The organism is Sphingobium sp. RSMS (genome assembly GCF_005406185.4).
Classification (GTDB): Bacteria; Pseudomonadota; Alphaproteobacteria; order Sphingomonadales; family Sphingomonadaceae; genus Sphingobium; species Sphingobium fuliginis.
In genome coordinates this window covers 272,107-286,581 of record NZ_CM191258.1, presented here as the reverse complement: position 1 = coordinate 286,581, position 14,475 = coordinate 272,107, and the positions used below count along the sequence as shown (strand labels likewise).

The window sequence follows — 14,475 nt, the reverse complement described above, 5'->3', positions numbered from 1 at the left end:
GGATGAGGAGCGTAAATCCCCTTGGGCATAGCGATAGATGGACCCATGCTATGATTTCCATCGATTTGATCTATGAGCGGAGCAGTCCACCGCCTATGAAGAGCCGCTATATCTTCCAGGAAAGCAGCACGCGCATGAACGATCGAACGCCGCTGATCGACAGGAAATTTGCCAGCCGGGTCGATTGGAACCTCATGCGGACCTTCGTGGATATCGTTCGCGCCGGCGGCATCGGCGCGGCGGCGCGACGGCTCAACCGGCAGCAGCCGAGCATCAGCGCGGCGCTCAAGCGGCTGGAGGACCATGTCGGGACGGCGCTGCTCCACCGCACCGCCACCGGCGTGGAGATGACCGCGGCCGGCAAGGCGATGATGGCGCTGTGCGAGGACATGCTGGAATCCGCCCGGATGATGCCCCATGTGATCGCGCAGGCGACCAAGCGGGTCGAGGGCATCGTCCGCATCCAGATCGTGTCCGGCCTGGTGTCGGCCGAGTTCGACGAGGCCATTGCCAGCTTTCACCGGCGCAATCCGGCCATCCACATCGAAATCCGCGTCTCTCCCTGGCGCCAGCTTCTCGATGCGCTAGAGCAGGGGGAGGTGGAGATCGGCGTGGGCTATGACAGCAGCGTCCGCGGAAGCCTGATGTACGAACCGCTGCTGATCGAGCGCCAGCAGCTCTATTGTTCGCGCAGCAGCCCCTATTTCGGATATCGGGTGAGCCGATTGGGTGAACTGAAGGATCAGGGTTTCGTCCTGACCGGCGATGATGAAATAGAAGCCATCACCCATTTGCGCCGGCGCTATCGGCTCGGCACCGTGGTGAGCGGCCTTGCGGAGGACATCAACGAGGCGCGGCGGCTTATCAACATGGGCGTAGGGATCGGCTTCCTTCCCACCGCCGCTGCTGCAGGTGACGTTGCAAGCGGCCGTTTATGGCCCATGCTGTTCGCGGATTTCGAGCCCGCTTACGACATCTTCCTACTCGCCCGGTCGGAACCGGCGCGGGACACAGCCACGCAGCTTTTCTGGGATGAGGTCATCCGGCGCGTGCGTGCGCAACGGGCATAAATCCAGTCTATGGCTTTCATCGGGATTTTCGACCTCCCTTCATGACGCAGCGCAGCGCAGTGTGAAGGCACTGACAGGAGCTGCGGCATGGAAACCAGCCTCAAAGACCGGCTATTCAACCTGATCCCGCCTGCCATGATCGCGGTCGTCCTCAGCTTCTGGGCGTTCGGACCAAGGTCTCTGGTCGAGCATCCCTGGGCTCTCACCGTGACTTCTCCCCTCATCGTGATCGCCATCCTGCTGCTGGAGGCTGTGCACGAACGTCATGCCGGCTGGCGCATGAACAGGCGGGAGTTCCTGACGGACCTTTATTATTCGGTCCTCAGCGCGACCGTGATCGCCTGGCTGACGCAGAAACTGGCCGAGGAACCGCTGGTCGCCCTCAAGGCCTCGCTGGGGCTGACCACGGCATGGGCGAGCCATCTGCCTTGGCTGGCGCAGGTCGCAATGGTGATCTTCCTCATCGAATTCGGCCAATATTGGATGCATCGGCTGATGCACAATTGGACGCCTTTCTGGCTCACCCATGCGCCGCATCACCATATCACCCAGCTTAATGCGGCCAAGGGCGCCGTCGGCAACCCGATCGAGCTGTTCCTGATCAGCCTGAGCGTCGTCGCGCTGTTCGATTTCGACAAGACGGCCATCTTCGCAGCCCTGAACACCATGGGCGTCATCTCCGTCTTCGCCCATGCCAATGTGCGTTCCGACCCCCCGATCTGGTATTCGTTCTTCTTCACGACGATCAGGCATCACAGCCTGCACCATTCCACCGACTATGAGAGCACGCGTTGCAATTACGGCAACTCGCTGATCCTGCTGGATCGCATCTTCGGAACATATCGCGAGGGCGAGGGCATTCTCGTCGGGCAGGACGACCGCAAGCGGCTGACCATCCGGGAGCAGACGATGTTCCCCTTCGCGCCGATGATCGAGAAATTCAAGGTCTGGCGCACAGCGGAGCAGCCACGCGGCGCACTGGCTGAGGCGAGCCCGGCCGATGATCTGGACCGGGACGCTGCGGGAGCAAAGGCCGCGGCATGATGGCGGCCCGCTCCGGTCAGGCCATCGCAGCGCGCAGCGCGCTCGCCCGGGGCGACATCGATGCCACTCAGCGATTGGCCGCGACGCTGGTGTCGGAAAATCCCGGCTATGCCGAAGGTCACTTCCTCCTTGGCGTCGCAGAATCGAGCATCGGCCGCGTCCATGCGGGCATCCAGCATCTCGGCCGCGCGGTCGAACTCGATCCCCAAGGCGAATATCGCGCGCAGCTTGCCAGGCTCTTCACTCTGGTACGGCAGGACGGTGACGCAGCCGCCGTGCTGCAGGATGCAGAGCAGGCCCTGCCCGGCGATGCCCTGAGCCGCGACACGATGGGCTGCGTCTATGCCCGCCTGGGCGACCACCCGGCCGCGCTCGGTCATTTTTCGGCAGCGGTGCGGCTCGAACCCGGGAACAGGCAGTTCCGCTACAACCAGGCCGTGACGCTCAACTTCCTCGGCCGGACGGAGGAAGCCGAAGCCGCGCTGGAGGCGTTGATCGCCCTGGCGCCGGATGATGCCCGTGCCCATCACCTTCTCTCCAGCCTGCGCAAGCAGTCAGCCGGGCATAATCATGTCGAGCGCCTCGCGAAGGTGCACTCAACCACCGGGGACGGACGGGGCAGGCTGCTGCTAGGCTATGCTCTGGCGAAAGAACTCGAAGATCTCGGCCGCCCGGAAGAAGCACTGGAACGGCTCTGCGCGGTCAATGCCGAGCATCGCCGCACGTTGCGTTACGAGTTTGCGCGCGATGCCGCGACCTTCGACGCGATAGAGGCGAGTTGGCCGAGCATCGCTACGGCGCCCGTGGGCGACGCCCCCGGAGATGCGCCGATCTTCATTATAGGGATGCCGCGCACCGGCACGACGCTGGTCGACCGCATTCTCTCGTCTCACCCTGACGTCGAGAGCGCTGGGGAACTGCAAGCGATGCCGCTCGCCGTCAAGAAGGCGGCAGGCACGCGCACGCCCACGGTCATGGACCCGGAGACGATCGCCACGGCTGCGGCCAGCGACATGGGCGCGATCGGCCGCGACTTCCTGCAACGCGCCAGCCATCACCGGCGCGACCCCGGCCGGAGGTTCATCGACAAGTTCCCGGGTAATTTCCACTATGCCGGGTTCATTGCGCGGGCCCTCCCGGCAGCCAGCATCGTCTGCCTCCGTCGCCACCCGATGGACACGGTGCTCAGCAACTTCCGCAATCTCTTTGCCGTCAATTCGCGCTATTATGACTATAGCTACGACCTTCTGGAGATCGCCGCTTACTACGTCCGCTTCGACCGGCTGATGGCCCTGTGGCGCGAAGTCCTGCCGGGGCGGGTCATCGAACTGCGCTACGAGGATCTTGTGGCGGACCAGGAAGGCCAGAGCCGCCGCCTGCTCGCCCATTGCGGTCTGGAATGGGCGGATGAGTGCCTGTCCTTCCACACCAATGATGCGCCGGTTTCCACGCCCAGCGCGGCGCAGGTCCGCCGGCCGATCTACCGCGACGCGGTTGCGCGGTGGAAACGGCATGAGCAGGTCCTGGAACCCGTTCGACGCTTCTTCGAACGATCCGGCATTTCCATCGACTGAAAGGGAGCGCGCGACCATGCCCAGATCTGGAACATTCGCCTTCTGCATGGCCCTGGCTGCGGGGTTCGTGCAGCCGGCCGCCGCCGCTTCCTCCCCACGGACCCGTCTGGTGGAGTTTCGGTCGGAAAACTGCCTGCTGATTTCCGGCAGTCGCGACAATGCCGCTTCAAAGGTCAGCGTCAATGGCCACATCGTGCCGGTCGAAGGCCGCCATAACTGGCGGGTTCGCTTGCCGGTCAGCACCGTCCGGTCCTGGTCCGCTCCCATGGCGCGAACGGTTACGGTCGCGGTCGAGGGATTGAGCCATGAAGCCGATCTGCCGATCGGGCTGCTCGGTCATGCTGATGACCTTGCGATGCTGGTGGTCAGGGCGAAGTAATAACCTTTATGGCTATAAGTAATAAAAGAACATATTCGGAATAGATATTGTAAGTTTTCTCTCCCGGGCTTATCTACGCGCCAGCCGCCGAAGAGCGGTGCTCGTTTTTCGCACAGGAGAAGATGATGAAGATTGGGCTCATGTGCCTGGCGGCTTTCGCCTTCGCGACCCCGGCAATCGCTGGCACTGCCGGCGGCAATCCCTTCGCTCAGGACACCGCGATCCTCGACCTCAAGGGGTTGGACCTCTCTACCGCCTCTGGCCAGCAGAGCCTAGCCATCCGCATGGATCAGGCGGCGCGGGCCGTTTGCGGCGATCATTTGGCGGGCGTGCACCTCGCTCTCGAATCCCAGGCGCGGGATTGTCGCACTGCGGTTGCGGCCGACATCCGCGCCCAGATTGAAGCCCGGCTTGCCAAGGCTGGCGATAAGTCGCCCGTCCAGATGGCTTCCGCCCGCTGAAAATCTGCTCCGCGGCGCTTGATGGCGCCGCGGACGCCTCATTTCGCCAGCTTCGCCGGATCGGGCCACCAGGTCAGCGTGTGCACGTCATGCGCGGACGTCCAGATGCCTGAATCCGTGAAGCGCAGCGCGCCGCTGCCTTCCGCTTTCCCCACTCGCGCCCTGACCGTCATCGACTTGGGATCGATCACGACAAAGGTCTGATCCTCCGTGGTGCGCAGCCACACCAGCCCGCCGCCCGTATCGATGTCGCCCCATTTCAGCACTGCGCCGACCTTCACCCGGCCAGCCGCGTCGCCAGTTTCCGGGTCGATGCGGACGACCGTTCCGTCGCCCTGCTCCTGAACCCAGACCCCGCCTTCCCCGGCCGCAAGGAAACCCGGCTCCTTGCCCAGTGCCGTCGTCTTGACGACGCTGTCGGTCGCGGGGTCGATGCGCTGGATCGAGCGGCTCTCGCTGCTGACCGCCCAGACCGATCCGAAACCGAACGCCAGATAATGGGTGCCGGGATTGACGGGGATGGTTGCCGTCACCGCGTTCTTCGCCGGGTCGACGCGGGATACGACGCCCTTCTGATCGCTGGCGACCCAGATCGATCCGGCACCGGCGACCACATTCAGTTCGCCCTTGGGATTGGCGATGCCGGTGGGGATGGTGGCAGTCTTCTGCGCGGTCTTCGTATCGATCTTTATGAGCGCATTTTCCTGGCAATCGGCCACCCAGAGCGCTCCGTCGGACAGGGACATGGCGCCGCAGGGTTTCGACATGGCGACGGCGGCAAGCCTGCCCTGCCGCGACCAGCGCTCGACCCGGCCGGCATTGGTCGCCCAGACGCTGTCGCCGTCGACCGCCAGGAAGTCCGCAAAGCCCGGCACCTCGATCACCTGCTCCGCATGGGCCATGGAAGCCGCACATCCCGCCGCCACTGTCATGATCAATCTCCTGAGCCTTTTCATGCCTTGCCCTTTCCTTGCGAAGATCAGGCGCGCTGCGCGATATAGGCGCGCCATCCGCCCAGGGCGGTGATGTCCTCCGCTCCCGTCAGCGCGCGCGGCTCAGCGACGAAGCCCTTGACGCTGCTGCCGTCGGCCAGCGTCACCGTGCCTATGGCAAGTGGCGCCGGCACCTCGACCACGAAGCTGCCGAACTCGGCGATGCCAAGCTCGTAAACCTCAAGCGCGATCGATCCGCCATCCTCGCTGTGCACCAGTGCAGGCTTGGGCGGCACGCTGTTCGCGATCGCGTAGAGGCGGTAGTTGGGTGCCGTTTCGAAAGCACCCACGAACTTCGCGTCGCGGGAGGTGAGTTGCCAGTGCAGCGGCATGTCCTTCAGATGAGCGCCGACTACAGCGAGTTTTACGGTTTCCATTTTGCCCTCCAGATCGAGCGGTGGCGGCGACGGAATATCCGCGGCCGAAATATAGGCGTCGGCGGCGTCGAGCAGCGCAACATCGCTGTCGGCGGGACCGATCAGGGTGATGCCGAACCCGGTCGCATTCGACCTTATGCCGGCGGGCACGGCGACGGCGGCCATGTCCAGCAGGTTCACGAAATTGGTGTAGAAGCCCAGGGCGCTGTTCAGCGCGATCGGCGCGGCCTTGAGTTCCGCCACCCGATAGGTCGTGCCGGTGGTGGGGAAGGCGAGCAGGTCGATGCTCTCCCAAAGCGTGTCGGCGTGACGCTTGAGTTCGGCAAGCCGATAGATGCCGTTGAACAGATCGACGGCGCTTATTTCCAGTCCCGGCTCGACGACTTCACGCACGGTCGGGTCTATCGCGTGGGGATGGTCGGCAAGCAGGTCCGCGATGGCGGCGGTCCGCTCCGCCACCCACGGGCCACCATAGAGGAGCTGCGCCGCTTCCTGTAGCGGCGCATAGTCGATCTCCACCAGTTCGGCGACGGTGGAGAGCCTGTCGAGCGCCCGGTCGTAAAGATATTCGGACTGCGCGTCGCCGAAGAAGGAGCGCTGGTCGCGGCGGGGAACGCCGATCCTCTTGCGCCCGATCGGCCGGTCGGCAAGCGGTTTGGAATAGGGATCGGCCGCATCGAAGCCAGCCGCGACGGAATCGACCAGCCGGGCGTCCGCCGTGTCGCTCGTGAAGGCGGTGATGCAGTCGAGCGTGCGGCAGGCTGGCACGAGACCGCTGTTGCTCCACCGGCCTTTGCTGGGCTTGAACCCGATCAAATGCTGGAAAGCGGCCGGAACGCGGCCCGATCCTGCGGTGTCGGTGCCGAGCGCGAAGGCAACCAGTCCCGCCGCCACGGCGACCGAGGAACCGGAGCTGGAGCCGCCGCTGACATAGGACAGGTTGTAGGCGTTTCTGGGGCTGCCATAGGGGCTTCGCGTGCCGTTCAGTCCCGTGGCGAACTGGTCGAGATTGGTCTTGCCGACGCAGATCGCACCCGCCGCGATCAGCCGCTCAACGACCGTGGCCGAAGCCTTCGGCCGATAGGTGAAGGCGGGGCAGGCCGCGGTCGTATCGAGCCCCTGGACATCGATATTGTCCTTCACGGCGAAGGGGACGCCGGCCAGCGGCAAGGCTTCGCCCGCCGCCACCCGCGCATCGACCGTGCGGGCGGCCTCGATCAGGGCGTCCGGCGCGACCCGGCTGATCCAGATCTGGGGCTGAACCGCGTCATAAAGGGCCAGACGCGCGATCGTCTCTTCGGCCACCGCAACGGCGCTCATGCGCCCCGCCCTGACCGCATCGGCAATCATCGACACGCTGCGGCGGTTCAGCCGGTTCCCGGCTGGCGCGGTCATGCGTGCCTCCTCAGCGCCATCATCGGCGCGCCGGGCTGCAGCGACTGCCGCTCCTGCACATAGAGCGCCTCGACCCTGCCCGCGCCCGGGCTGTGAACGGCACATTCCATCTTCATCGCCTCTATGATCGCGATCGTTTCGCCGGCATCGACCTCGTCGCCGGGCCCAACGAGCAGTTTCCACAGGCTGCCGCCGAACGGCGCTTCGACCAGATCGGCGCCATCGGGAATTTCCACGGCGTCCGGCTGGGGCTGCTCAGCTTCGGATAGATGAGCGACGCGGTCGAATTCGCCGTTCCGCTGCCACTCGGCCCGCTCCTCATCGAAGGCGCTCTGTCGTCGCGCCTCAAATTCCGCGATCGACTTCGCATTGTCGGCAAGGAAAGCGCGATAATCGGAGAGGCGGAATTCGCACGGCTCAATCCTGATCGAGCGTCGGCCGCTCGGAAAATCGCGCCGCCATTCGACGAGTTCGTCCGCGCTTACAGGATAGAAGCGGATCTGGTCGAAAAAGCGCAGCAGCCAGGGCTTTCCCTCGGTGAAGGCGTCGGTCTGCCGATGGGTATTCCACATCTGGATGGTGCGGCCGAACAGTTGATAGCCGCCCGGCCCTTCCATGCCGTAGATGCACATATAGGCCCCGCCGATGCCAACGACATTGGGCGGCGTCCAGGTGCGCGCGGGGTTGTATTTGGTGGTGACCAGCCGATGCCGAGGATCGACCGGCGTGGCCACCGGGGCGCCCAGATAAACGTCGCCCAGGCCCAGGACGAGATAATTGGCCTCGAAGATCAGATTCTCCACGGCCGCGGCATCGGGAAGGCCGTTGATCCGCCGGATGAACTCGATATTGTCGGGGCACCAGGGCGCATCGGCGCGGACGGCGCCCATATATTTCTCGATCGTCTCGATCGTGGCCGGATCGCGCCAGCTGAGCGGCAGGTGGACGATACGCGACGGGACGACGAAGTCCGCCAGATCGCCCAGCCGCTCCTCCGCCGCCATCAGCATGTCGAGGGCGGCTCGCTGATCCATGATCTCGCCGTCGAAATGCAACTGGAGGGAGCGGATTCCGGGCACGATGTCGACAATCCCGGCAGGATCGAGCCTTTCCAGCTCGGCCATCAGCGCATGCGCCCTTATCCGCAGCTCGATATCCAGCACGATGGGCCCGTATTCGACCAGGATATTGCGGTCGCCCTGCTGGCGATAGACCGTGCGCGGGCGATCCGGGGTGGCCGGGATTTCCGCAAGGATGGGGGTGAGCGTGCCGATGGGCCGGGCTGGTCCGCCCCCAAGCGCCGTACCCGATGCGATCAGCCCGCGCTGGTGCAAATCCGCCGCGCGCGCATCCTCGACATCGACCGGCACGAAGCGCAGCTTGTCGCCGGGCGCCAGCTGACCCATGATCCAGCGATCGGCGGCGATCACGACGAAGGGGCAGACAAAGCCGCCGAGCGAAGGGCCGTCCGGACCCAATATGATCGGCATGTCGCCGGTGAAGTCCACGGCCCCGATCGCATAGGGATTGTCGTGAATGTTGGACGGGTGCAGACCCGCTTCCCCGCCGTCGGTGCGCGCCCAGCGGGGCTTGGGGCCGATCAGCCGGACGCCGGTACGATTGCTGTTATAGTGGACCTGCCACTCCGCCGTCACGATTTCCTCAATATCCTCGTCGGTGAAGAAATCGGGCGCCCCGTGCGGGCCATAGAGCACGCGCAAGGTCCATTCATTCGTCAAGGGCGGCAGCGCGACTTCCGGCAAGGCAGGCCCGACCCCGTCACCGGCCAGATGCAGCGTATCGCCAGCCAGCAACCGGCGCGCGGCATGTCCGCCGAACTGGCCAAGCTCGAAGGTGCTGCGACTGCCGAGATAGGGCGCGATGTCCAGGCCGCCGGCCATGAGGATGTAGCCGCGTATGCCGCCGCCCCTCACCCGGCCAAGGCTAAGCGTCCGCCCCTCCCCCACGTCGAAGGCGACGCCACGCGGCACCGGCGTTCCGTCAAGCTTGGCGTCGAAATCAGCGCCGGTCAGGCAGATGCGCGCTGGCGCGTTGAAGGTCAATGTCGGGCCGGTATGGAGCACTTCCAGGCCAGCCGTGCCTTCGGCATTGCCGAGCAGCCGGTTGCCCAGCCGGAACGACTGGTCGTCCATCGGGCCCGATGGCGGAACACCCACGGCCCACAGTTTCTGCCGGCCGGGCCAATCCTGAACGGTCGTCGCCGTGCCGCCGCTGACGACCTGGATGCTGCGCGGATGGAAAGCGATGCCGTCGAGGACGCGGGTCGAGACTTCCCCGCTGACGAAGGGAGACGAACGCACCACCTCCCGAAGCCAGCGCAGGTTGGTCTCGATCCCGTCGATACGGCTTTGGTCCAGTGCCGCCTGCATGGCGGATACGGCTTGGGCGCGGGTGGGCGCGTGCACGATCAGCTTCGCCAGCATCGGATCGTACCAGGCGCTGACCGTGCTGCCGGCCATGCACCAGGTTTCGACGCGAATGTCGGGCGGAAACGCGACCGCCGCCAGCGTGCCGGAAGTCGGGCGATAGTCGAGTGCGGGATCTTCGGCGTAGAGGCGCACCTGCACGGAATGGCCATTGGGACGCGGCGGCTCCCTGTCGAGGAAGGAGAAGTCTCCGGCAGCGCCGCGGATCATCCATTCGACAAGATCGATGCCCATCACTTCTTCAGTGACGCCATGTTCGACCTGAAGGCGGGTGTTCATCTCTAGAAAGAAAAATTCTTCCCGTTCCGCATCATAGAGAAATTCGACCGTTCCCGCCGACCGATAGGACGCGGCCTCGCCCAGCCGCGTGGCGGCAGCGATCAGCGCGCTGCGCACCGCGTCGGGCAGCAGGGGCGCAGGCGCTTCCTCGACCACTTTCTGGTTGCGGCGCTGGAGCGAGCAGTCCCGTTCGCCCACCGGCAGGACGCGCCCCTCGCCATCGCCGAATATCTGCACCTCGATATGCCGCGCGCGCCGGATGTAGCGTTCCAGGAAGATGCCCGCGTCGCCGAAATTGCTTTCGCCCAGACGAGCGACGGCGGCGAAACTCTCGCGGACGGCGGCCTCGTCCTCGCAGACGCGCATGCCGATGCCGCCGCCGCCCGCAGTCGCCTTGAGGATCACGGGGAAACCGATCTCACGAGCGGCGAGTACGGCCTGCGCCTCGTCCCTGAGCAGATCCGTGCCGGGCGCGAGCGGAACATCGTGCGCGGCGGCAAGCTCGCGCGCGCTGTGCTTCAGGCCGAAGGTGCGGATATTATCCGGCGTGGGGCCGATGAAGATGATCCCGGCCTTCGCGCAAGCCTGTGCGAACTCGACATTTTCAGCGAGGAAACCGTAACCCGGGTGAATGGCGCCAGATCCCGTCCTGCGGGCCGCATCCAATATGGCCTCTATGTTGAGATAGCTTTCCGAGGCGCGCGCGCCGCCAATGCAGACCGCTTCGTCGGCCAGTGCGACGTGGAGCGAATCCTCGTCGGCTTCGGAATAGACCGCGACTGATCGCAGGCCCATCCGGCGCAGCGTGCGGATGATGCGGGTGGCGATCGCTCCGCGATTCGCGATGAGAACGGTATCGAACCTCATGCGGCGACAATCATGCGCACGGGCGTCGGGTTGAAACCGTTGCACGGATTGTTGATCTGCGGGCAGTTGGAAACCACCACGATGACATCCATCTCCGCACGCAGGTCCACGGTCAGGCCGGGCGCGGAGATGCCATCGACGATCCCCAGCGATCCGTCGGCCTCCACCGGCACGTTCATGAAGAAGTTGATGTTGGAGACAATGTCGCGCTTGCCCCGGCCTTCGCGCAGATTCGCCTCCAGGAAGTTTTCGACGCAGGCATGTTCGGCCTTGGTGTGGTGGCCGTAGCGAAGCGTGTTGGATTCGCAGGAACAGGCGCCGCCGATGGTGTCGTGATAATCGACGGACGTGGCGGTGATCGTCATCATCGCCCGCCCCTCGTTGGAACGCAGCACCGCGCCTTCGCGAAGGAATAGATTGCCTTGCGCGGCGACGGTGTCCTGCGCGCTGTAACGCTCCGCATCGTCCTGCGCGGAATAGAGGAGGAAATCGACCGCCTGATTCCCTTCCAGATCGACGATCCGCAGGGTCTGGCCGGCTGCGACATGATGCAGCCAGGGCGCTCGCGCCGGCACGATCACGTCATGGAGGACAGTGCCCGGAAGGCCGGACAAGTGAATATCGACGCTCATTGAGGCGTTTTCCTTTTAACGGCGGAAATAGTCTTCGACATTCTCGAAGGCGCGCAGGCCTTCTGGAGTGGCGGTGCGGATGGCATCGTCGGCGGGAGTGACCGGACCGCGCCAGGCCGTCGCGCGAAGCGGCGTCACGGTCCAATCCTCGCGCGGGTCCAGGACATGCGGGCAGTTCGCGATCACCACGATCACATTCATCTCGGCGCGCAGCACCAGGCTTCGCGCCTGGGCAAAGGGGCCCAACTGCGGCACGATCGCTCCGTCGGCTTCGATCCGCACGCCCTTGAACAGGTTGACGCACGGATGCACGTCGCGCCGCTGGAGGCCGTGTTTGGCGACGCCGAGCAGGAAGCGGTCGCGTCCGCTGGGCGTCGGGCCGCTATTGGCCCCATTGCCATATCTGGCCGCATTCGTCGCAGCGTTGGAGGTGCCGCAGAAGGCATCATGCGTCCCCGCCCCATCCTCGACAAAGCTCATGAGGACACGGCCCATGTCCGACAGCAGCAGCTTGCCCGTGCCGAGATAGGCGTTCCATTGCACTTTCACCGTATCGGCGACGTTGAGCCGTTCGGTCGGCAGTTCGGCGTTGAAGATGAGGAGCGAAGCACAGGCATCGCCCTTGAGGTCGATCAGCCGCAGGCGGGCGCCGCGCGGCAAACGCCGCGTTGCATAGCCGCCCGCCGCGATCGTCTCTTCCCACAGAAGATCGTCCGCGGGCACGCCGTCCGGCAGGTCGCTGGCCACCGGCGGCAACACCGGCATGGCTTCCACCGCGGTCCCGGCCTTGGCTCTGGCATGGTCGCGGGCGGCGGTGGGGTTGGTAAGGGCCGTCATGCCATCACTCCCTTGGTCTGTTTGCTGGATTCCTGTTCATAGAGCGGCGGCAGCAGGGCGGTTGTGGTGACGAGCTGGAGCTGGTGGACGCCGCGCACCCGCCGAAGCGCATCGCACAGTTCCTTGAGCAGCGAGGCAGGCCCCTGCACCAGCAGCACCTCAAGCGACTGGTCATCCTCCAGAAAGACATGCTGAGAGGAGATGACCTCCTTCAGATAGTCCGCCTGCGTCTGGGCAAGCTGATGCCGCACGCGGCCGCGGTCGCCGCGATAGACGATGGTGATGGTGCCGGCCAACATCTCGTCGGGCCGGGTAAAGGCTTCATGTTCGGCAAGCGCATGACGGATGAGTTCGGCGATGAGCTGCGAACGCGACGGCAGTCCGCGTTCCTCCACCATCATGTCGAGCTGCCGGAACAGGTCCGCCGGCAGGCTCATGCTCAGCCTTGCAAGGCCCGCAGATTCGCTACCCATGTCCAATCTTCTCCTCATGATGCCGGTCGCCGTTTTCCGGCGCGGCTATCGCCTCTTCCCCGGCCGCGTCGCTCGCGCGTTTGCGCAGGGCGAGGTCGTAAACAGCCGTCGCGCCGAAGCGGTGCGGGGCGTGCGGGTCGTGACGGCGCTTGTCGAGCGCCAGCACCCGCGTCCCCAGGTTGAAGGCTTCGTGGATGTCGTGAGTCACCATGATGATCGTCAGCGAATAGTCGCGCCAAAGCCGGGTGATCAGCCGGTGCATGTCGGAACGGATACCCGGATCCAGCGCGCCGAACGGTTCATCGAGCAGCAGGATGCGGGGGCGCTTGATAAGCGCCTGCGCGATGGCCAGACGCTGCTGCATGCCGCCCGAAAGCTGTGCGGGATAGAGGTGAAGGCTGTCGCCAAGGCCGACGGCATCCAGCATTTCGGTGGCTTCTTCCACCGCCGCGCTGCGAGCCCTGCCGAACAGGCGCGCCAGAAGCGGCGATTGGGCGCATTCCAGCCCGAAAACCGTGTTCCGCAAGGCCGACAGGTGGGGAAATACCGAATAGCGCTGAAACACGACGCCCCGATCGGGTCCGCATTCAGGCGTCAGCGGCATCCCGTCGAGAAGGATGGAACCCCGCGTCGCCGCTTCCTGGCCGAGGATGAGACGCAGCAGGCTGCTTTTGCCGGCGCCCGAAGGGCCGATGATCGACACGAAAGACCCTTCCTCGATATCGATCGTCACGCGTTCGAGCACGATCTTCTCGCCATATTCGATCCAGACATCACGAAGAGAGAGAAGCGCGCTCAATGGCTGACTCCGTGGGCCCAGGGGAACAGGCGCTGGCTGAGGAAGGTGAGGGAAAGATCCATCACCACGGCCAGCAGCGCGATCCACGCGACATAGGGAATGATGACATCCATCGAGAGATAGCGGCGGACGAGGAATATGCGGTAGCCAAGTCCGATGTCGGATGCGATCGCCTCGGCCGATATGAGGAAGACCCAGGCCGGCCCCAGCGACAGGCGTACGGCGTGAAGCAGGCGCGGCATGGCCTGGGGCAGCGCCACCCTTATCATGATCTGCCAGCTGCTCGCCCCCAGCGTCTGCGCCTTGATGATCTGTTCGCGCGGCAGGGCAGCGACGTGCGCGGCAATGTCCCGCACCATGACAGGGGCTATGCCGATGACGATGAGCGCGACCTTGGCAGTTTCCCCCAGGCCCAGGGCGATGAAGAGGATAGGGAGCAGCGCGATGGGCGGGATCACGGCGATGCCCGTTACCAAAGGTCCGAAGGTTGCCCGCACAGGGGGAAGGATGCCGAGCACCAGCCCCACAAGGAGCGCCGCGAGCGTCGCGATGCCCAAACCGATGCCAAGCCGCTCCAGGCTCGCCAGCGTATCCGCCCAGAATAGCAGCTGTCCCGTCAGCTGGTCCGGCTGGAAAAGCAGCCCGGACATCGCCTTCGTCATGCCATCGGGCAACGGCAATATCTTGTCGAACTGATTGGCGGCGTGGCGCTGAGCCGCCAGGAAAAGATAGAGCAGGACCAGCAGCAGGATCGGCACCGCCCCCAGCAGCAGCCGGTCGCCTCGGCTGACATGTCGATTCACCCAGCGCATATCATCATCGTCCTACAGAGTGGATCGATCGGGGCAG

Annotated in this window: 13 protein-coding genes; 5 read left to right on the top strand and 8 right to left on the bottom strand. The window is 64.8% G+C overall.

Translation table 11 applies throughout. The annotated features are described in order from the left end of the window. Positions 1–134 precede the first annotated feature (134 nt). The 5 genes from EGM87_RS19490 to EGM87_RS19470 all read left to right on the top strand — a co-directional run bounded on the left by EGM87_RS19490 (position 135) and on the right by EGM87_RS19470 (position 4,528). Positions 135–1,070 carry a LysR family transcriptional regulator gene (locus EGM87_RS19490; RefSeq protein ID WP_099187071.1) on the top strand — a complete coding sequence of 312 codons (936 nt, stop codon included), beginning with the start codon at positions 135–137 and terminating at the stop codon, positions 1,068–1,070. Between the two features lie 87 nt (positions 1,071–1,157). Next, positions 1,158–2,114 (top strand): sterol desaturase family protein, encoded by a 957-nt coding sequence (locus EGM87_RS19485; RefSeq protein ID WP_137709046.1) that lies wholly within the window; start codon positions 1,158–1,160, stop codon positions 2,112–2,114. Further along, on the top strand, positions 2,111–3,688 hold the full coding sequence (locus EGM87_RS19480; RefSeq protein WP_137709047.1) for a tetratricopeptide repeat-containing sulfotransferase family protein: 1,578 nt from the start codon (positions 2,111–2,113) through the stop codon (positions 3,686–3,688). The genes EGM87_RS19485 and EGM87_RS19480 overlap by 4 nt, the downstream gene beginning before the upstream one ends. A gap of 16 nt (positions 3,689–3,704) precedes the next feature. Further along, complete coding sequence (locus tag EGM87_RS19475; RefSeq protein ID WP_044660827.1) at positions 3,705–4,067, top strand: hypothetical protein; 363 nt, start codon at positions 3,705–3,707, stop codon at positions 4,065–4,067. Between the two features lie 125 nt (positions 4,068–4,192). Beyond that, complete coding sequence (locus EGM87_RS19470; RefSeq protein ID WP_137709048.1) at positions 4,193–4,528, top strand: UrcA family protein; 336 nt, start codon at positions 4,193–4,195, stop codon at positions 4,526–4,528. A gap of 38 nt (positions 4,529–4,566) precedes the next feature. On the opposite strand, the gene EGM87_RS19465 is transcribed toward EGM87_RS19470, so the two are convergent. The 8 genes from EGM87_RS19465 to EGM87_RS19430 are packed head-to-tail and all read right to left on the bottom strand — an operon-like array spanning position 4,567 to position 14,438. Continuing rightward, a complete protein-coding gene (locus tag EGM87_RS19465; protein ID WP_137709049.1) occupies positions 4,567–5,484 on the bottom strand; it encodes a Vgb family protein in 918 nt (305 codons plus the stop codon). A 23-nt stretch (positions 5,485–5,507) separates the two neighbouring features. Continuing rightward, positions 5,508–7,292 (bottom strand): allophanate hydrolase, encoded by a 1,785-nt coding sequence (gene atzF, locus EGM87_RS19460; RefSeq protein WP_137709050.1) that lies wholly within the window; start codon positions 7,290–7,292, stop codon positions 5,508–5,510. Further along, complete coding sequence (gene uca / locus EGM87_RS19455; RefSeq protein WP_137709051.1) at positions 7,289–10,885, bottom strand: urea carboxylase; 3,597 nt, start codon at positions 10,883–10,885, stop codon at positions 7,289–7,291. The genes atzF and uca overlap by 4 nt, the downstream gene beginning before the upstream one ends. Continuing rightward, the gene (locus tag EGM87_RS19450; protein ID WP_025546586.1) at positions 10,882–11,517 is read right to left on the bottom strand and encodes an urea amidolyase associated protein UAAP2; all 636 of its coding nucleotides are present in this window, start codon (positions 11,515–11,517) and stop codon (positions 10,882–10,884) included. The genes uca and EGM87_RS19450 overlap by 4 nt, the downstream gene beginning before the upstream one ends. 15 nt (positions 11,518–11,532) lie before the next feature. After that, on the bottom strand, positions 11,533–12,354 hold the full coding sequence (locus tag EGM87_RS19445; RefSeq protein ID WP_099186752.1) for an urea amidolyase associated protein UAAP1: 822 nt from the start codon (positions 12,352–12,354) through the stop codon (positions 11,533–11,535). Beyond that, positions 12,351–12,827 (bottom strand): CopG family ribbon-helix-helix protein, encoded by a 477-nt coding sequence (locus EGM87_RS19440; RefSeq protein ID WP_025546584.1) that lies wholly within the window; start codon positions 12,825–12,827, stop codon positions 12,351–12,353. The genes EGM87_RS19445 and EGM87_RS19440 overlap by 4 nt, the downstream gene beginning before the upstream one ends. Further along, positions 12,820–13,626 carry an ABC transporter ATP-binding protein gene (locus EGM87_RS19435; protein ID WP_044660831.1) on the bottom strand — a complete coding sequence of 269 codons (807 nt, stop codon included), beginning with the start codon at positions 13,624–13,626 and terminating at the stop codon, positions 12,820–12,822. Before EGM87_RS19435 ends, EGM87_RS19440 begins: the two co-directional genes overlap by 8 nt. Beyond that, positions 13,623–14,438, bottom strand: coding sequence for an ABC transporter permease (locus tag EGM87_RS19430; protein ID WP_044660832.1), 816 nt, complete (start codon positions 14,436–14,438; stop codon positions 13,623–13,625). The genes EGM87_RS19435 and EGM87_RS19430 overlap by 4 nt, the downstream gene beginning before the upstream one ends. Between the last annotated feature and the right edge of the window lie 37 nt (positions 14,439–14,475).